This is a genomic window from Gordonia malaquae, assembly GCF_037148075.1.
Classification (GTDB): Bacteria; Actinomycetota; Actinomycetes; order Mycobacteriales; family Mycobacteriaceae; genus Gordonia; species Gordonia malaquae.
The window spans coordinates 728,000-745,680 of sequence record NZ_JBBCUB010000001.1; the positions used below are offsets into that span (position 1 = coordinate 728,000).

The following is a 17,681-nucleotide window of genomic DNA, read 5'->3' on the forward strand; positions in this document are numbered from 1 at the left end:
TGCAATTGCTCCTCTGGGCGCTGCGTGAGGCCTGTTCCGAAGGGGCGTTTGATCTGCGCCACGGGAAGAGCGATCGGCATCCGAAACACTCAGATATCCTGGTTCCGGCGGTGTCTGGCCGCCGACAGCACTTCCACGTGTCGAGCACGTGAATCATCTCGGAGAGGCTTGAGCCACTCAGGACATGTCCGGATGGAGTGCGGCGCACTGATCTGCGCCGACTTCAGCGTGCCGATGTGTCGCATCGGCCGACACGAGAGGACATGCCATGTCGTCGAAAGACCAGAAGAACCTCACCCAGGTCATCGAGAAGATCGCGAAGATGGATGAGCCTCGGCGCTCGATCGTCCAGCGGGTTCACGCTGTCATCATGGCTGCCGCGCCTGAGTTGAAGCCGCGAATCTGGTACGGGATGCCTGCGTATGCAGCGTCGGCGAGCACTCCGGCCCTGGTCACACTGCGTAATGACGACCGTCTGAACCTTGCGATCACCGAGAAGGCCCGCTTTCAGTCGGCGGGTGGCGCCGACGGGCTGCTGATGCCTGCGGCGTGGTTCTTCGAAACCGTGGACTCCGATACTGAGCGGCGGATCGCCGAGATCGTCCGGTCGGTTGTCGACTGACGTGTTTCGGGATCGGTGACCCGGGTGGCCCGGGCCGTCGACGCGACGCCCGGGCCACCTTTCTCGACTCCGTCTGAGTGATTGCACGCGAACGATTCCGCTGATCATGGGCCTGTGGACAGAGGCGTGTGCGGGGCAGATTGATCCACAAGGTTGTCCGTTGTAGGCGGTATGGCTGTTCGCGGGGGCGGTCACCGATACCGACTACGGGTACCTGCCGTTCGAGCGGGCCTTGGGCGCGGCAGAAGTGCAGGCGATCGCGGCAGACCTCGCGACGATCGACGATGAGGATGTGGCGGCCGATGTTCGTGCACATCCGGTCTATCGAGATCCCGGCGACAGGGGCCCAGTACGTGCTTTCGTATCTGTGCCAGGCGCGTGAATTCATGGCCACTCTTGCCGCGAACGGGCAGGGGATGTTTACACGATCGGGTGATCGGCGAAGCCGCGGCCGTACCATCGGGGGTATGGACGACACCGCGACTGAGGAACTCTACGTCGCGGGCGGATGTCTCTGGGGAGTACAGGCGTTCGTCGAGACTCTGCCGGGAGTGGTGTTCACCGAGGCGGGCAGGGCCAACGGAACGAGCGACTCGCTCGACGGCGACTACGACGGATACGCCGAATGCGTGCGGATTCGCATCGATCCTGCCGTGGTGAGCGTCGACCGGCTGATGACGTACCTGTTCGAGATCATCGATCCGTACAGCGTCAACAGGCAGGGACCGGACGTCGGGGTGAAGTACCGAACAGGTCTGTACTCGGAGAATCCAGGGCACCTCGACCTCGCTCGGGCGTTCATCACCGCACGCGACGACGCTGCGCTCATCGCAGTCGAAGTACTGCCGCTCACGAACTATGTGCGCAGCGCGGACGAGCATCAGGACCGGCTCGCGCGCTGCCCCGACGACTCGTGCCACCTGCCACGAGAACTGTTGGACAAGTATCGCGTCAACGTTTCCACGCCCGACCTCGTCGTACTCACCGGCCGACTGGTCTGCACCACAGCCGACGAGGCCGAGCGTGTCCGGAGACATCTGCCCGCGCACGTGGCACTGACACGCGCCGAGCCCGGCTGCCTGGCGTTCGACGTCGAACCGACCGACGATCCACTGGTGTGGTCGGTGTCGGAGCGATTCGTCGACCGGGCCGCATTCGACGCACACCAGGAGCGGGTGACCGGCAGCGCCTGGGCCGAGGCGACAGCCGGGATCACGCGTGACTACGTCGTCTCAGAGCGGGAACCGCTCGGTGTCGGTGCTCCGGTGCCCGTTCTCCGGATGTTCGACGAGGCGGCGGCACGCGAGTTCTACGTCGACTATCTGCGGTTCGACGTCCAGTGGGAGCACCGTTTCGAGCCGGACTTGCCGCTGTACATGCGAATCCGACGAGGCTCGGCCGTCCTCGACTTGTCTGAACACCATGGGGACGGAACACCTGGTTCCGTCGTATGGATCCCGATCGTCGACGCTGACGCTTTCCATGCCGATCTCGGCACGCGCCCGCATCGGCGACTGCGCCCGGGGATCGATCGCGACGCTCCCGGCGGCCCGACGATTCAGCTCACCGACCCGTCCGGCAATGAACTGAGATTCTGCGAATCCGCAGAGTGATCGGTGGCCACCTAGTTGATGATCTGAGCAGTACCGTCGGCGATGCCTTCGGCGAGCCGATCTCGCCACGCCTGCAGTGCTTCGGGCGATAGACGAGTCCAGTCGGTCACCTCGTCGACCACGGTCAACGGTTCGGTGCTGCGGTACGACCGGGTCGGATTGCCGGGGAACTTCTTGTCCGTCACGTTCGGGTCGTTCTCGAAGTCACCCGTCGGTTCGACCAGGTAGACGCGGGGTTCGCCGTCGCCCGCGGCCAACTCGGCAGCCAGGCCTGCGCCGTCGACGAGCGCGGTGAAGTAGATGTGATTCATGACGATCTCGGGACGATAGTTCGAGCGTCGCCCGGCCGTCAGAGCACCGCCCACCGGCAGATCGGCCTTGGTGCCGTGGAAGAACGGTCCCGCGTCCAGTACGTCGTCCATGATCGCAGGGTAGCCGAGGACGGTTCGGCGGTACCGTGGTCGGCATGCCGATCAAGTTCGAGAACGTCGGAATCGCCGTGGACGACATCGACGCCGCCGTCGCCTTCTTCACCGACCTCGGTCTGGCGCTGCTGGGGCGCGACGAAGTGAGCGGGGAGTGGGCCGACACCGCGGTCGGGCTCGACGGCAATCATGCGCGGATCGCAATGCTGCAGACCCCCGACGGGCACGGGCGACTCGAATTGTTCGAGTACATCCACCCCGACGCGATCCCGACTGCGCCGACTCTGCCGAACGAGATCGGCATGCACCGTGTGGCGTTCTCCGTCGACGACATCGACGATGCGCTGGCGATAGCGGCCCGGCACGGGTGCCATCCGCTGCGTGGTGTCGCGAACTACCAGGACGTGTACAAACTCGCCTATCTGCGCGGCCCGAGCGGCATCATCGTGATGCTCGCCGAGGATCTCACGCGCGAACGGTAACGATTCGGGCCTGGCCGAATCGACATCGATCGCGAATACTACGACGGGTGACGCGAATCGTTCGGAACACGACTGCCCTCGCTACGGCGCTGCTCATCGCGATCAGCCTGCTGTCGGCGCTCCCTGCGACCAGTCAGGCCGCAGGCTGGAAGTACACGATGGTCGCGTTCAGCAACACGTCCGACCGAGTGATGGATGTGTACGAGTCCGGCGACGCGACCGACTTCACGCTGCTGCAGAAGTCGGCCTACCGCCCACCGACGGGACGGGTCCGTGATCCAAGCATCTTCCGGAGTGCAGCGGGCGAGTACTACATCACCTACACGACGGCCAACGGTGCCAACATCGGGTTCGCACGCAGCAGCGACCGCGTCCACTGGACGAAGATCGCCGATTATCCCGTGCCGTTCTGCTGCTTCCTCCTGCCGGGCACCGGCGACGGTCACGCGTCGGTCCCAGGTTTGGGGAGCACTGGAGACCTGCTGAAGAGCGTCCCGTCCTTGTCGCCTTTCACGACCAAATCGTGGGCGCCGGAGTGGTTCGTAGAGGGTGGCCGCGTGAGCGTCATCCTGTCCCTGTCGACCGGCGGCGGGTTCGTCCCGTACGTGATGACCGCGATCGACTCCTCGTTCCGGCTCTGGAGCCCTCCGGTTCCGATGGCCGGCATCGGCGCTGACCACATCGACACCACGGTGGTGAAGGTCGGATCGACCTATCACGCCTTCACCAAGAACGAGACCAAGAAATTCGTGCAGCACGCAGTCGCGTCGTCGCTGACAGGCCCGTATCGTTTCATCACCCCTGGCAATTGGGGGAGCTTCGTTGAGGGGCCCGCTGTCGCGAAGCTGCCGGACGGTGGGTGGCGGCTCTACCTCGACGCGTACACGACGGGGAAGTACCTCTACTCAGACAGCCACGACGGACTCTCGACATGGTCGCCGGTGAAGGAACTGCCCGGCCTGTCCGGTCACGTCCGGCACATAGGGATCATGCGTGAGGCATCGTAAACGTGGCGTCGATCCAGACCCTCAGCGACGATTACCGACGGCTGGTGGCGTCGTGGGCGGCAGACTGTGCCGAGCGCGTGCTGCCGCTGTTCGACGGTGACGACACCGGACGAGCGGCGTTGACCGACGCCGTCGGACGGACTCACGCCTATGCCGCCGGGAGTCGGACCGCGGCAGAGGAGATCGCTCTCCGCATGGTCGCTGTCAAAGTGGCCGGAACGGCGTCGACTCCAGCGGGCGCGGCGGCCGCGCGGGCCGTCGCGCAAGCGTCGGCGGTCGCGCACATGGGTGCACACGCGTTTGGGGCGGCGGGTTACGCGGCCAAGGCTGTGAGCCTGGCCGAACCGGGTGACGCGGCACGGGTCGACGTGGAGATCGACTGGCAGCTGAGCCGGCTCACAGTCGACCAATGCGCGGTGCTCGCGACATTGCCTGCGCTCGGGGAGAACTCGTCAGGTCCTCTCGGTCCGGGGCTCCTCACGCAAGGTGTGGTGGGTTCGACGATCCGCATCCTGCAGGAGAGGGTTGCCGCACGCTGACCGGGCGCTACACGTCGCCGTGTGCGACGAGCCAGTCGAGGAGGGGTTTCGTCTCCCGCCAGTGCACTCGAATCTTCTCGACGAGTTCCGGTGTGTGAATCACTTCGTCGAATCCGTAGTCGCGCATCACGCTCATCGTCTTGTGGCGGAGCAGCTGGATTCGGGGGTGGTCCTTGTCCCACCCGCGCGGAGCAGTTTTGAGGGTGTCGCCGCCGAACTCCCATCCGCTCTTCTGCAGCTTTGCGACGATCCTCTCCAACTCGCGCCCGTGCCGGTCGTGATCGATCGACTTGCGGATGGCGGTCAGTCTCGTCGGAGAGGCCTCGTAGAAGCCTGCCCCGACCCGCAGTCCCGGCGCGCTGATCTGCACGTAGTACCCGGTCGACGGGGCCACCGCGACGTATGCGCCTTGGTGGGTCTTGTACGGCGACTTGTCTTTCGAGAAGCGCACGTCCCGATTCGGGCGAAAGATCTTCGCCACGCCGAATTCGTCCGCGAGCTCCTCGGTGAGTGCCGCCATCGGTTCCGCAACCGCGGTTCGATAGGTCTCTCGATGTGCGTCCCAGTACGACTTCGAGTTGTCGAGTTCGAGGTCGTCGTAGAAGTCGAGCGCGGCTTCGGGGAATCCGGTGAACGGCATGAAGACAGCCTATCGGCCGGAAGGCAGTAGTCTCCCTGGGTGCATGTCCGCCGGTCGACAGCACAGAAGGAGTGGACGATGTCTGACGAACTGCCTCCGTGTCCCGCTTGTGGCGAAGCGTTCAGCTATGAGCAGGGTGCGCTTCTCGTGTGCGGGATGTGTGCCCACGAGTACTCCGCCGATGCCACTGCAGACGGTGACGGGGAGACGGTGACCGAGGTCACCGACGCTGTCGGCAACGTTCTCGTCGACGGCGACACGGTGACCATCGTCAAGACCATGAAGGTCAAGGGCGGCGGTGGCGGCGTCATCAAAGTCGGCACCAAGGTTCGTGCCATCCGCTTGATCACCGACGGAGTCGGCGACCACGACATCGATGCGACGGTCCCCGGATTCGGGAAGATGCAGCTCAAGTCGAGCGTCGTCAAGAAGGTCCTTTAGGACAAACGGATGACGCATGGCTGAAGCAGTCGTAGGCTGGGATGAGGTCGGGACCGACATCGAGGGGATACGGTCGTGAACGGAATCATTCGAGGAATCACCGTCGGCGCGGTTGCTCTGGGCGCCGTTGCACTGGCGCCCGCACCGGCGCAGGCGGCACCGGTCATGCCTTTCCAGATCCAACCCGCGCCGTTCGGCAATCCGAACGGCAGCTTGGACGTTCCGCCGATCCGTTGTGGGCTGGTCCGGGACAGCGCCGGAGTCGTCACCGTCACCGGGACAAGACGCGACCGCTGGGGGTGCATCCCGAGGGCGTCCGTGTCGTGGATCAACCTGTCGACAGGTCGGACGGGGTCGGCGAGGCTCTCCGGAGGACTCAACGGTCACGTTCCGCAGGTCCGTCTCGTGACCGGCCGTGGGCAGGTCGTCCTGACCCTTGGCTCCGCGGGCGGCGTCATGACCCCGGGGTACGCCACGATCGCTGCTTAGGCAGTCACCTGGTCGTGCAGTCGGACGGGCCACTGAGCCAGGTCCGTCGGTGTGTGCGCAACGCTCAACGTCGCTGACGGAAGCAGGTCGGCGAGTGCGTGTGCCGTCGACAGGGGGTGTCCCGGATCGTCGATCCACGCGAGAATCGACGTCGGGACCGAGATCTCCGCGATGCTCTCCGGCGCGGGCAGGTCGCTCAGCGCGGCGCCGCGGAACACCGCCGGGAGCAGGTCGGCGCGGACGTCGGGAACGGTCTCGTCGACCCCGACCAGAGCAGGCGGCTGGGGGACCGCGCGTCCGGCCACGATGAACGCGTCGATTCCGTCGGCTTCGATACGGTCGGCCGCCGCGCGGTAGTCGTCGGCGATCGCCGACCGGGTGTCCCATGCTGTCGGCGGAATCATCAACGTCAGACCGGAGAACCTCTCGGGATCGATGGCGGCGGCGTGGAGCAGTGTTCCCGTGCCCATCGACGGGCCGACTCCGTGCACGCACTCTCCCGGGAACCACTTGTCGAGCAGGCGCAGCAGGTCCGATGCCAGTGCAGGCCAGCGGTAGTCGTCGGGGACCGCTCGCCCGGTGGACCGCCCGTGAGCGCGAGCGTCGTACCGCAGGAGTCGCGTACCGCTCAGCCCCCGCCCCAGATCCAAGCCGAGGCTCCGGTCTCGTGCCCTGCTCGACGTGAGGCCGTGCAGTTGGACGACGGGTCTGCCGTGCTCATCACTGAACGAAACGTCGAGGTCTGCGCCCGGAACCTGGAATGTCGGCATGGAGTCCTCCTCGAGTTGCGGGCATGGAGATGATGGGTAGCGTAGCGCCATGAGGCTCACGAACATCGGGCACCTCCGGCTACCGTTCGGGCGGCTGTTCGGCTACGACGTCGCCGTGTCCGACCCCGGACCCGAGTTGCCGGTCTCGTTCGATCAGCGCCGGCACGTCGGCGCGGGCGAACGCCCCGGCTCGTGGATGGCATTGTCGTTCCGCCTGTCGAGCCGTGTGCCTCGAGATGACCTCGCGGCAGCGTGGCTCGACGTGATCGCACGTCACGGCACGTTGCGGTCGGTGTTCGTTCCGGGAGCCGACGGGCCGCACCTGCATGAGGTCGAGGTCGGGGCCGGAGACTGGGTTGAGCATCGGATAGGTGCGGGCCAAGCAGTCAATGAGGTGCTCCGAGCGGTGTTCGACCAATACTGCACGCCCTACTCCCGCCCGTCACACCGGATGTGTGTCCTCGAGACGGCGACCGGACCGACTGTTGTCGTCGCCGCAGACCACTCGCACGTCGACATGTGGTCGATGCTGGTGATCGTCCGTGACCTGTTGGCGTCACTCGGCGGACATTCACACGACGTCGCACCGGCGTTCGTCGACCACACGCGCGCATTGATGGACCGTCCGACAGCACCGGACGACGTTCGTGAGCGTTGGGCGCAGATCCTGTCCGACAGCGGTGGGACGATGCCGCGCTTCCCGTTGCCGCTCGGTTCGCCGGTCATGCACTCCGAGCGGGTGGAAGTCCGCGACGTGTTCGACGTCGACGAGAGCGCCGCGTTCTCGGCGCAGGCACGCGACGATGGAGTGTCGACACTGTCGCTCGCCGTGTCGGCGATGACCGCGGTGACGCAGGAACTCGCGGGCTCGCCGCTGCGCGCGGTGTTTCCGGTGCACAGCCGCTACGACTCCTCGTGGCATGAGTCGGTCGGCTGGTTCATCACCAACTCCGTGATCTCGTCGGACGACCCGGGGCCCTCTGCCGCGGCGGCAGCGGTCCGTGAAGCCGTCCGACTCGGGTCGTGGCCGTTGAAAGACGTCCTCGAACCGTGGGGTGGGGACATGCCGGAGGCCCCCGGCATGTTCGCGATCTCCTGGCTCGATCTGCGTCGGCTTCCCGTGCGGGTCGACTCGACGAGCATCGACGCCCAGTACGTGGGCGCCGTGATCGCGACCGACGGGGTGATGCTCTGGTTCATCCTCGACGACTCCGGTCTCCACCTGCGTTGCCGATACCCCGACACAGACGAGGCCAGGGCCGGTGTCGGCGGCTGGCTCGACGCGCTCGTCGCGCGTCTGCGAGACAGCGCTCACTCCTCTGCTGGAGACGTGCTGCGCCTCGGGGACAGGACGTTCCGCGTTCAGCGAGCCGTCCGCGCCGACGTCCCCGCCATCGTCGCGTTGCTCGCCGACGACGAGATCGGTCGGACCCGGGAAGACGCCGAGGTCGAGCAGTACGAGGCGGCGTTCGACGTCGTCGCCCGCGACAGTGCCCACTACCTGGCGGTGGTGCGAGACGACGAGCGCATCGTCGCGACGATGCAGCTCACGGTGATTCCCGGACTGTCCCGAGGAGGGACCACTCGGCTGCAGATCGAGGGGCTGAGGGTTGCTCAGGCCGAGCGGTCCAAAGGTCTCGGTTCGGCGATGCTCGACTGGGCTCGAGCACATGGAAGCGCCCACGGTGCCCGCCTCGTGCAGGTGGCCACCGACGAGGCGCGCGACCGGGCGCGGGCCTTTTACGCGCGGGCGGGCTTCCGATCCGACCACGTCGGCCTCAAGCTCGAGTGGTGACCGGTATCGATACGGTTCTCTGGTGAGAAGAGTGTCGGTCGTCGGAGGATCGGGGTCCGGGAAGTCGACCGCCGCGCGTCGGCTCGCCAAGGCCCTGGAAGTTCCCTACATCGAGTTGGACGCGGTGTTCTGGGGACCGGAGTGGACCCCGGCCGACCCAGAAGTCTTCCAGGACGACGTGCGACGGGCGATCGCCCCGGACGCCTGGGTGGTCGACGGGAACTACCAGAGTGTCGTCGGACGCCTCGTGTGGGAACATGCCGACACCGTCGTGTGGATCGACCCGCCTCGATGGCGGGTCATGTGGCAGTCGGTCAGCCGGACCGTGTGGAGGGCGGCGACGCGGCACGAGCTGTGGAACGGAAATCGCGAAGGGTGGGGCGGCCTGGCCTTCTGGCGCGGCGATGAGTCGATCGTCCGGTGGGCGTGGGACTCGCACTCGCGCACTCGTATGCGTTATGCGGCGGCGATGTCTGATCCGGCGCACGCGCACCTCGACTTCCACCGCCTGCGCACCCGCCGCGACGTCGACGCGTTCGTCCAGTCTGTCGGCCGATCCGAATTCGAGGATCAAGCCCGAGGTGAGCAGTTGTGAACGGTCAGAAGTGCTCCGAGTCGATGGTGAGGACGACATAGAGCGTCTCGTCGAGACCATCGGTTGATGTGCCTTCCGGTGCGGGCCTGAAGCCCCGGTACGAGTCACTCCTGTCGTCCGTCAGGACCCGGCTGACCTGGCCAGTGTCTCCGCTGACGACACCGGACGCTCGGCTCCCCGCGCCGGTTCGTTCCAAATCAGCAGCGTCGAGGTCGATCGTCAGGCGGGAGTATGCGTGTGGAACGGTGGCGCCGAACGCTGCGGCCGGACCTGTGAGTTGAACCGTCCTCGTCCCCCGTTCGGCATCGGCGTGCGCAAGCGCCAAGTCGTCAGCAGTCGGCTCGCTGAACGAGTCGGGGACGAATCCGACCATGACTCCGATGACAGACTCCGGCGTGGTGCCGTGCATGTCGGGAAACCGAGGAAGCGTATCGACCTGCGTATACGTGTAGCCGCCCGTACCGTCCGGTGCATTACGAATCTCGTGAGCCGTGACGACGGTCCCGGTGACCGTGGGCGTCAGGAGTTCGGAGAATGGGTGCCACGATAGGTACACGTCGATCGGCTGCGCAGTCGGGTCGCCGTCGGACGGATTCCACCTCGCGGACCACCCGGCGAACTGCACAAGTTCGAGTTCACGATTCCACGTGAACTGACTCGTAGGCGCGAACCTGTCGCCATTGCGAGCGGGGAAGGCTTCGAGGGTGCCGTCGATGTGGGCCCCGGGCTGAGGAACGTCGCCGCAGCAGCCGTACTCCCACGTGGATATGGACGCATAGACGATCACTTCCCCCGACACACCTGACACTCTAGCTCCGGGGTCAGCCTTTGACCGGGTCGTGACCTGCGGACTTGACCACCACATCGCCCACTTCGAGGGAGTCCCACAATTCTCGCGGAACTCGCACTTTGAGGCGTCCCCCACCGTCGAGGTCGACGGTCAGCCTCCGGTACAGCGACGAACCGTCGAGCAGTGCTCGTCGTTTGGCCACCACCGTTCCTCGCCATGCTTCTGCCGACATGAAACACCCCTGTCATATGTCTGGACTACAACTACAGCCGAGGCTAGACGAAACGGTCGCTCGGCATGGGGAGTGACGGGCGCAACATCGTCTGCGAGTAGATTCACTCGCGCTGCACGCTGAGCCTGCGCGGAAGGACATCGATGACCACGACCACCAAGCACGACGACTCCACCGTCGACGAGGGCTATCAGCGGGGACTGACCTCTCGCACCGTCCAGATGATCGCCATCGGCGGCGCGATCGGTACCGGCCTGTTCTACGGGGCGGGTGGCGCCATCGAGAAGGCTGGTCCCGCGCTGATCCTCGCGTACGCCGTCGCGGGTCTGGCGGTCTTCATCGTGATGCGAGCGCTCGGCGAATTGATCATCTACAGACCCGTGTCGGGCGGCATCAGCGAATACGCGGACGAGTTCCTCGGACGCTTCGCCGGCTTCAGCCAGGGATGGACCTACTGGGCGGTCTGGACCACCACGTGCATGGCCGAGATCACCGTCGCGGGCAAATACGTCAACTACTGGTGGCCTGCGATTCCAGTCTGGGTGACGGCGCTTGTCGCGTTGATCGTGCTGTTCGGAGCCAACCTGATCTCCGTCGGACTGTTCGGTCGTGCCGAGTTCTGGTTCTCCGCGATCAAGGTGACGGCCATCCTCGGCATGATCATCATCGGCATCGGAGTGCTCCTGCCCATCGCAGGTCTCGGACCCGATGTCGGGCCGTCGGTCACCAATCTCTGGAACAGTGGCGGGTTCTTCGCGACCGGATTCACCAACGCGCTGCTCAGTCTGCAGATCGTCATGTTCGCGTATGTCGGTGTTGAACTCGTCGGCGTCACCGCGGGCGAAGCCGAGAATCCCCGCGTCACGCTGCGCAAAGCGATCAACTCGGTTCCCTTCCGCATCGGCATCTTCTACGTCGGCTCGCTGATCGTGATCCTGTCGGTTCGGAGCTGGAAAGACTTCCACGCCGGTGAGAGCCCGTTCGTCGCCGTCTTCCAGTACATCGGGATCCCCGGCGCGGCCGGCATCGTCAACTTCATCCTCCTGACCGCAGCGTTGTCGTCGTGCAACTCGGGCATCTACTCGACTGGTCGAATGGTCCGATCGTTGGCTCAGCGCGGCGATGCCCCGACCGGACTACAGAAGCTGTCGAGCCGGCAGGTCCCCCTGGCCGGGATCGTCCTGAGCGCTGTTGTCATGGCACTCGGTGTGGTCGTGAACGTGATCGACCCGGAGCACGCGTTCGCCTACATCACCGCGGTGTCGACCGTCGGCATCATCGTGGTGTGGGCGACGATCATCATCTGCCAGATGATGTTCCGCCGAAAGGTCGCTGCCGGCCTGCTCCCGGAATCGGATTACAAGGTTCCCTTCGCCCCGTACTCGACGTGGGGGACGCTGGTGTTCCTGGCACTCGTCGTGGTGCTGCTGTTCTTCGACGAGGACGGGCGCATCGCGCTCCTGGTCGGCGCGGTGTGGTTCTCGCTCGTCGGCATCGGATACGCCGTCTGGTCGCGCACCGGAACGGCGCACGACGCGGTCGACAAGACGCTGAACTGACCGACGTGGACTGGAGTATTCCGAGGTCGGCGGCGGGCGTCGTCCTGCTCCTCGGGCTTGCGGAGGCCTCCGGCGTCGAGCCGAGCGCGTGCTTGGCGGGCACTGGGCTGGATGCTGCCGAGCTCGGTCGACCGGATGCCGAGGTGTCGCCCCGGCAGGAACTCGCCGTGATCACGAATCTCGTCGACGCGGTCGACGATCCGACCGGACTGGGCGTCACAGCGGGCATGCGTTATCAGCTGACGACGTATGGAATGTTCGGGTTCGCCCTGCTCAGCAGCCCCACGTTGCGCAGTGCGATCGACGTGGGACTCCGGTTCCTCGACCTGACGTTCGTGTTCTCCCGCATCACGCAGGTTGAGACGTCCGACGGTGTGGAACTGCTTCTCACCGCACCCGACGTCCCCGAACGGTTGCGGCGGTTCGTGATCGAACGTGACGCGGCCGCAGTCTGTGCGATTCACCGAGATCTCACCGGCGGACCCGAGCCCGCCGTCCGGATCGGATTCGACGAACCGGCCGACAACACTGCGTACCGGGCGGCGTTCGGTGCGCTGCCGGACTTCGGTGCTCGCGAGACCGCGATCTCGATGGCGAACGCGCACCTCGACGAACCGCTTCCACGTGCGGACACCCACGCCGCGGCGCTCGCTCAGGGGCAGTGCCGAGAGATCCTGAGGTCGAGGGCCGCGCGGTCGGGGCTGGCCGGACGAGTGCTCGACATTCTGTCGGACGATCCCGCACATCCGCCGACGGCGGACGCCGCAGCACGCACACTTGCGATCAGCCCGCGGACGCTACGGCATCGACTCGCCGCCGAGGGGACGTCGTACCGCAACCTGTTGCAGGAGATGCGGCACCGATTGGCCGAGGAGATGCTGCTGTCGGGGCAACTGACGGTGGGGGAGACCGCACAGAGGCTCGGCTACGTCGAGGTGTCGAGCTTCTCGCAGGCGTTCCGCCGGTGGACCGGCGCGGGACCTGCCGAGTTCCGCCGGTCGCGGACCTGATTGCCGAAACGAGTAACAATGGTGCCGTCGGGCACCTCCTGCCCGGCCCGTGGTCCGCTATAGCGTGATGGTGCACACACCACATCGGGAGGTAAGGCACGTGGCACACGGAACGTCACCGTCGATCGCGATCATCGGCACCGGATTCGGCGGCATCGGCATGGCCGCGACCCTCAAAGCCGACGGGCACGACGACATCGTGATCTTCGAGAAGGCCGACGGCGTCGGCGGCGTGTGGCGCGAGAACGAGTACCCCGGCGCCGAATGCGACGTCCCCTCGCATCTGTACTCGTTCTCGTTCGCGATGAAACCCGACTGGTCGAGGCGATTCGCGGGCCAGCAGGAGATCCTCGCGTACCTCGAGGACTGCGCCGACCGGCTCGACGTTCGTCGACACATCCGATTCAACACCGAAGTCCTGTCGGCTGCCTTCGACGACGACGCCGGGCAGTGGGTTCTCGAACTCTCCGGTGGCCGACGGCATCGGGCCGACGTCCTGATCGCGGCGACCGGCCAACTCAGTCGCCCGGCCTATCCGCGGATCGACGGCCTCGATGACTTCGCAGGCGAGATGTTCCACTCGGCGACGTGGGACCACGACTACGACCTGAACGGCAAGCGGGTCGCAGTCATCGGCACCGGCGCGTCTGCCGTCCAGTTCGTTCCGCACGTCGCCGCGAAGGCTGCCGAGGTCGAGCTGTTTCAGCGCAGTGCGCCGCACGTCCTGCCCAAGCCCGACTATCCGTACGCGCGCGGTGCAGTGCACGCGTTCCGCACTGTTCCCGGATTGTTGCGGGCGTCCAGGTGGGCGACGTACGCGACACTCGAGCCCCGGGCGTTGGCGTTCATGGGCTTCAACCGACTGATCAAGCCGTACGAGAAGCGGTACGAACGAATGATGAACCGCCAGGTCGTCGACCCGGACCTGAGAGCCAAACTGACCCCGACCGATCCGATGGGCTGCAAGCGGATCCTCATGTCGAACGACTACTACCCGGCGCTGACCAGGCCGAACGTCGACGTCGTCACCGAATCCATCGAGCGGATCGACCCGAACGGGGTTGTCACCGCCGACGGAGAACTGCACGAGGTGGACGCGATCATCCTCGGCACGGGATTCGCGGCCACCGAGTTCCTCGCGCCGATGACGATCACCGGTTCGGGCGGCGTCGACCTCAACGACGAGTGGCGCGACGGTGCGCACGCATACCTCGGCCTCAGCGTGAGCGGCTTCCCGAACTTCTTCATGCTGTACGGGCCCAACACGAACCTGTCGCACAATTCGATCGTCTACATGCTCGAGTCGCAGTTCTCATACGTCACGGGGGCTGTCGACGCCCTTGCCCGCAGCGGAGCGCGTTCGATGAGCGTCCGCCGCGACGTCCAGTCCCAGTTCAACGACACTCTGCAGAATCGCCTGGCCAAGTCGGTGTGGGCTGACGGCTGTCACGGCTGGTACACGACGGCCGACGGCAAGAACACCCAGAACTGGCCCGGGTTCACCTTCGCGTATCGGAAGGCCACGAAGGCGTTCGACGTCGACCGCTACGACGTCGCACACTGACAAGACAGACGAGCGGCGCACCCCGGGAGATCAGGGTGCGCCGCTCGTCTGCGGGCGTTCAGTGTTTCCAGATCAGATGACCCCCACAGTCACTTGATCTCTGAACGCATGATTCGGTTCACACCGAAAGCCAGGGGCAGGACGATCCAGATGATGCATGCGACGACGATGTGCATCCACTCCGAACCGGTCGGCCAGTCGCCCTCAAGCAGAGGCATCTGAGCGGTGTTGACGTCGATCCAGTCAAGCAGATTCTCACGGAACCACGGGATCACTCCGCCGATGATCTGAAGGACCGTCGGAACGATGAAGTAGACGACGATCGCTGCAGGCGTGTTCAGGAAGAGCGCCGCGAACGCGAAGCCCATGAGTACGCCGATCAGCATTCCGAGGATTCCTGCGAACAGCGAGACTCCGGTGATCTCCCACGATCCGGCGGGATCGCCGTAGATGAGCCCGCCGATCAGGTTGGCGACTGCACCGAGCACAAGCGCTACTACAACAGCGGCGACGGCCGCGAGCATCACGGCGACGAACTTCGCGGCGACGATCCGTTCGCGCCGAGGCTCCATCGTGAACGTCGTCAGCGCGTTGCGCTGGCTCCACTCGCTCGTCACCAGGAGGATCGCCATGACGGGCAGCAGAAATGCCATGGGCGCCGTCATGAGGTTGAAGAGGTTGTCGAACGTCACGTCTTCCGGGTGACTGCTTCCGACGATGAGCACGACCACGGCGATGATCGCCGCGATCACCGCGATCGAGATCGACAGCCAGAAGCTGGCACGGGTGTCGACGAGCTTGCGGAGCTCAACCTTGACGAGACGGGACAGGGGGATCCCCGAGCCGCCGGTGACGGGGGCGGGGGCTGCGGCAACGGACATCACTGGACTCCCTGTGTGCTGGGCTGTTCGCGCTGGGTCTGCTGGGTGAGCTGGAGGAACATCTCTTCCAGGCGGGCACCGTCGCCGCCGCGCAGTTCAACGAGGTGGACGCCGGCGTCGAGGGCGATCTTGCCGACCACCTCGGGCGTCTGCTCGACGGCGAAACCGCCGTCCTGGCGGTCGTGGAACGCGACACCCGAGGCCTGGAGAGCAGTGCCGAGGTGATTGCGGTCCGCGCCGCGGACCACGGCGCCGGTGCCCGCGAGCAGTTCCTCCTTGGTGCCCTGCGCGACGATGCGGCCGTGGCCGATGACAACCAGGTCGTCGGCGATGATCTCGATCTCGTGCAGCAGGTGCGACGACAGGAGTACGGCGCCGCCGCGGTCCGCGTACTCGCGGAGCAGGGTGCGCATCCAGTGGATGCCTGCCGGGTCGAGCCCGTTGGCGGGCTCGTCGAGGATGAGGACCTGCGGGTCGCCGATCAGTGCGTTCGCGATGCCGAGGCGCTGACGCATGCCGAGCGAGTAGTTGCGGACGCGGCGGCTCGCCTCCTCCTGAGTGAGGCTCACCATGGCGAGCGCTTCGTCGACACGCGACAGCGGTGCGCCGATGGTCATGGCCGAGAGTCGGAGGATCTCCGCTCCGGTGCGTCCGGCGTGCTGCGCCGACGCGTCGAGCAGGACGCCGACGTGCGTCGACGGGTTCGGGATGTCGTGGTAGGCGACACCGTTGATGGTGGCGGTTCCGGCGCCTGCGGGTGTGAGGCCGGTGATGATGCGCATCGTCGTCGACTTGCCCGCGCCGTTCGGTCCGAGGAATCCGGTGACACGACCCGGCTTGCAGGTGAACGACACATCGTCGACGGCGACGAAATCGCCGTAGCGCTTCGAGAGGTTCTTCACTTCGATCATGGCTTCAATACTTGTCGGTCCGAGACGCGACCACATCCATCTACGGGATCGAGTCGTCTCATCCGAAAGTATGAGACGCTTCTCGACCGCCGGACGGCGCGCGAGGTCGATGGGCGGGGATAGCCTGGCAGTCGTGCGCCCAGAGGACTATCAGCCGACGTTGAACTGGTGGAGTCACACGTGGCGTGTGCTCCTGGTCTTGATCATCTCGGGAGTGACGTGGGCGCCGCGCATGGAGTACCTCTGGGAGAACCGCCGGTGGGCGTTCGCTGCAGACATCCTGATCGGTGCGATGGCCTTCGCCGCGACTTTCGCCGCGCGGCGCACACATCCCGTCGCGGTCGCGACCTTCACCAACCTGGCGGGGATCGTGTCGTCGACGGCAGCGGGTCCGGCCGCTCTTGCGCTCGTGTCGCTTGCCACCCGCCGCAGGTGGCGGGAGATCGTCCCTCAGCTCGTATTGACAGTCGGGAGCGCCGCCGCCTCGGAGTACCTCCTGAAGACACCCGGCGAGCCACCGACCACCCTCGTCGACATCGGGTTCATCAGTGTGGCGATCGGTCTGGTCATCGCGTGGGGCATGTACGTCGGTTCGCGGCGCGAACTGCTTGCGAGCCTGCGGCTGCGTGCGACGCTGGCCGAGGCCGAGCAGCACTCGAGAGTGCGTGAGGCCCAGGTGGGGGAGCGCGCCAGGATCGCGCGCGAGATGCACGACGTCCTCGCGCACCGGATATCCACGGTGAGCATGCACGCCGGAGCCCTCGCGTTCCGCGACGACTTGTCGCCCGAGCAGGTTCGAGAGACGGCGCAGACCATCCAGGAGATGTCGCACCTCGCGCTCACGGAGTTGCGCGAGGTGCTGGGTGTCCTCCGCGACGGCCCTGGCGACGCAGACCCTGAGCCGCCTCAGGCCACCGTCCTCGACGTGCAGGAACTGATCGAGGAGAACCGCCGGTCGGGTATGCGAATCGACGTCGACTGCGACGCCGACCTGGTTGATCTGCCGCCGGCACTCGGACGAACGCTCTACCGCTGTGTGCAGGAGGCGCTGACCAACGCGCGCAAACACGCGCCTGCGAGCCGAGTCCGCATCGCGATCTCGGGAGGCGTCGGCGACGGCATCGACCTGCGGGTGGTGAACCCGCTGTCGCTGGCGGCCGTTGCCGTGCCGGAGTCGGGCTTCGGGCTCGTCGGTCTGGCCGAGCGTGTCGCCTTGCACGGCGGAAAGCAGTCGACACGGACGGCCGACCGAGCATTCGAACTGAGGGTGTGGCTACCGTGGCAGGGGTGAGTACTGCCGAGACAGCCGAGGTCGC

Annotated in this window: 20 protein-coding genes and 1 pseudogene; 14 read left to right on the top strand and 7 right to left on the bottom strand. The window is 65.8% G+C overall.

What is annotated here, in order from left to right; translation table 11 throughout:
• The first annotated feature begins 268 nt into the window (after nucleotides 1–268).
• The 3 genes and pseudogenes from WFK36_RS03600 (at nucleotide 269) to WFK36_RS03610 (ending at nucleotide 2,235) form a co-directional block, all read left to right on the top strand.
• Nucleotides 269–622, top strand: coding sequence for a DUF1801 domain-containing protein (locus WFK36_RS03600; RefSeq protein WP_336789748.1), 354 nt, complete (start codon nucleotides 269–271; stop codon nucleotides 620–622).
• Between the two features lie 467 nt (nucleotides 623–1,089).
• Nucleotides 1,090–1,572: pseudogene (locus WFK36_RS03605) on the top strand (peptide-methionine (S)-S-oxide reductase); the annotation flags it as partial.
• Entirely contained in the window at nucleotides 1,558–2,235 is a 678-nt protein-coding gene (locus WFK36_RS03610) for a glyoxalase superfamily protein (RefSeq protein ID WP_336790945.1), read from the top strand. The pseudogene WFK36_RS03605 and the gene WFK36_RS03610, both read left to right, overlap by 15 nt.
• 11 nt (nucleotides 2,236–2,246) lie before the next feature.
• Here WFK36_RS03610 and arr read toward each other — a convergent pair whose 3' ends face one another.
• On the bottom strand, nucleotides 2,247–2,657 hold the full coding sequence (arr, locus tag WFK36_RS03615) for an NAD(+)--rifampin ADP-ribosyltransferase (RefSeq protein WP_336789750.1): 411 nt from the start codon (nucleotides 2,655–2,657) through the stop codon (nucleotides 2,247–2,249).
• 44 nt (nucleotides 2,658–2,701) lie between these two features.
• Between arr and WFK36_RS03620 the strand changes: the two genes are divergently transcribed.
• From WFK36_RS03620 to WFK36_RS03630, 3 genes are read left to right on the top strand one after another with little or no spacing between them, the layout of a single operon-like run.
• Nucleotides 2,702–3,142 (top strand): VOC family protein, encoded by a 441-nt coding sequence (locus tag WFK36_RS03620; RefSeq protein ID WP_336789751.1) that lies wholly within the window; start codon nucleotides 2,702–2,704, stop codon nucleotides 3,140–3,142.
• 47 nt (nucleotides 3,143–3,189) lie between these two features.
• Nucleotides 3,190–4,149, top strand: coding sequence for a glycoside hydrolase family 43 protein (locus tag WFK36_RS03625; protein ID WP_336789752.1), 960 nt, complete (start codon nucleotides 3,190–3,192; stop codon nucleotides 4,147–4,149).
• A gap of 2 nt (nucleotides 4,150–4,151) precedes the next feature.
• Nucleotides 4,152–4,688 carry a putative immunity protein gene (locus tag WFK36_RS03630; RefSeq protein WP_336789754.1) on the top strand — a complete coding sequence of 179 codons (537 nt, stop codon included), beginning with the start codon at nucleotides 4,152–4,154 and terminating at the stop codon, nucleotides 4,686–4,688.
• Between the two features lie 7 nt (nucleotides 4,689–4,695).
• On the opposite strand, the gene WFK36_RS03635 is transcribed toward WFK36_RS03630, so the two are convergent.
• The gene (locus WFK36_RS03635) at nucleotides 4,696–5,328 is read right to left on the bottom strand and encodes a DUF2461 domain-containing protein (RefSeq protein ID WP_336789756.1); all 633 of its coding nucleotides are present in this window, start codon (nucleotides 5,326–5,328) and stop codon (nucleotides 4,696–4,698) included.
• 78 nt (nucleotides 5,329–5,406) lie between these two features.
• Here WFK36_RS03635 and WFK36_RS03640 point away from each other — a divergent pair, with 78 nt between their 5' ends.
• Nucleotides 5,407–5,769, top strand: a complete 363-nt coding sequence (locus WFK36_RS03640; RefSeq protein ID WP_336789758.1) for a zinc ribbon domain-containing protein YjdM — start codon at nucleotides 5,407–5,409, stop codon at nucleotides 5,767–5,769.
• A gap of 75 nt (nucleotides 5,770–5,844) precedes the next feature.
• Nucleotides 5,845–6,258, top strand: a complete 414-nt coding sequence (locus WFK36_RS03645) for a hypothetical protein (protein ID WP_336789760.1) — start codon at nucleotides 5,845–5,847, stop codon at nucleotides 6,256–6,258.
• Here the strand turns inward: WFK36_RS03645 and WFK36_RS03650 are convergent.
• A complete protein-coding gene (locus WFK36_RS03650; protein ID WP_336789762.1) occupies nucleotides 6,255–7,028 on the bottom strand; it encodes an alpha/beta fold hydrolase in 774 nt (257 codons plus the stop codon). The genes WFK36_RS03645 and WFK36_RS03650 overlap by 4 nt on opposite strands.
• 49 nt (nucleotides 7,029–7,077) lie before the next feature.
• Here WFK36_RS03650 and WFK36_RS03655 point away from each other — a divergent pair, with 49 nt between their 5' ends.
• Together WFK36_RS03655 and WFK36_RS03660 are read left to right on the top strand one after the other, a co-directional pair.
• Nucleotides 7,078–8,823 (top strand): GNAT family N-acetyltransferase, encoded by a 1,746-nt coding sequence (locus WFK36_RS03655; RefSeq protein WP_336789764.1) that lies wholly within the window; start codon nucleotides 7,078–7,080, stop codon nucleotides 8,821–8,823.
• Nucleotides 8,824–8,845: 22 nt separating this feature from the next.
• Nucleotides 8,846–9,418 (top strand): P-loop NTPase family protein, encoded by a 573-nt coding sequence (locus tag WFK36_RS03660; RefSeq protein WP_336789766.1) that lies wholly within the window; start codon nucleotides 8,846–8,848, stop codon nucleotides 9,416–9,418.
• Between the two features lie 4 nt (nucleotides 9,419–9,422).
• Here WFK36_RS03660 and WFK36_RS03665 read toward each other — a convergent pair whose 3' ends face one another.
• Together WFK36_RS03665 and WFK36_RS03670 are read right to left on the bottom strand one after the other, a co-directional pair.
• A complete protein-coding gene (locus WFK36_RS03665; protein ID WP_336789768.1) occupies nucleotides 9,423–10,217 on the bottom strand; it encodes a hypothetical protein in 795 nt (264 codons plus the stop codon).
• 22 nt (nucleotides 10,218–10,239) lie between these two features.
• Nucleotides 10,240–10,440 carry a DUF7489 domain-containing protein gene (locus WFK36_RS03670; protein WP_336789770.1) on the bottom strand — a complete coding sequence of 67 codons (201 nt, stop codon included), beginning with the start codon at nucleotides 10,438–10,440 and terminating at the stop codon, nucleotides 10,240–10,242.
• A gap of 143 nt (nucleotides 10,441–10,583) precedes the next feature.
• Between WFK36_RS03670 and WFK36_RS03675 the strand changes: the two genes are divergently transcribed.
• The 3 genes from WFK36_RS03675 to WFK36_RS03685 all read left to right on the top strand — a co-directional run bounded on the left by WFK36_RS03675 (nucleotide 10,584) and on the right by WFK36_RS03685 (nucleotide 14,573).
• A complete protein-coding gene (locus tag WFK36_RS03675; RefSeq protein WP_336789772.1) occupies nucleotides 10,584–11,999 on the top strand; it encodes an amino acid permease in 1,416 nt (471 codons plus the stop codon).
• A 5-nt stretch (nucleotides 12,000–12,004) separates the two neighbouring features.
• Nucleotides 12,005–13,009, top strand: a complete 1,005-nt coding sequence (locus WFK36_RS03680; protein ID WP_336789774.1) for an AraC family transcriptional regulator — start codon at nucleotides 12,005–12,007, stop codon at nucleotides 13,007–13,009.
• Nucleotides 13,010–13,109: 100 nt separating this feature from the next.
• Nucleotides 13,110–14,573, top strand: coding sequence for a flavin-containing monooxygenase (locus WFK36_RS03685; protein WP_336789776.1), 1,464 nt, complete (start codon nucleotides 13,110–13,112; stop codon nucleotides 14,571–14,573).
• An 89-nt stretch (nucleotides 14,574–14,662) separates the two neighbouring features.
• On the opposite strand, the gene WFK36_RS03690 is transcribed toward WFK36_RS03685, so the two are convergent.
• The gene (locus WFK36_RS03690; protein WP_008375631.1) at nucleotides 14,663–15,454 is read right to left on the bottom strand and encodes an ABC transporter permease; all 792 of its coding nucleotides are present in this window, start codon (nucleotides 15,452–15,454) and stop codon (nucleotides 14,663–14,665) included.
• Entirely contained in the window at nucleotides 15,454–16,365 is a 912-nt protein-coding gene (locus WFK36_RS03695) for an ABC transporter ATP-binding protein (protein ID WP_008375629.1), read from the bottom strand. Before WFK36_RS03695 ends, WFK36_RS03690 begins: the two co-directional genes overlap by 1 nt.
• Before the next feature lie 133 nt (nucleotides 16,366–16,498).
• Between WFK36_RS03695 and WFK36_RS03700 the strand changes: the two genes are divergently transcribed.
• The gene (locus WFK36_RS03700; RefSeq protein WP_040519147.1) at nucleotides 16,499–17,656 is read left to right on the top strand and encodes a sensor histidine kinase; all 1,158 of its coding nucleotides are present in this window, start codon (nucleotides 16,499–16,501) and stop codon (nucleotides 17,654–17,656) included.
• Nucleotides 17,657–17,681: the final 25 nt, after the last annotated feature.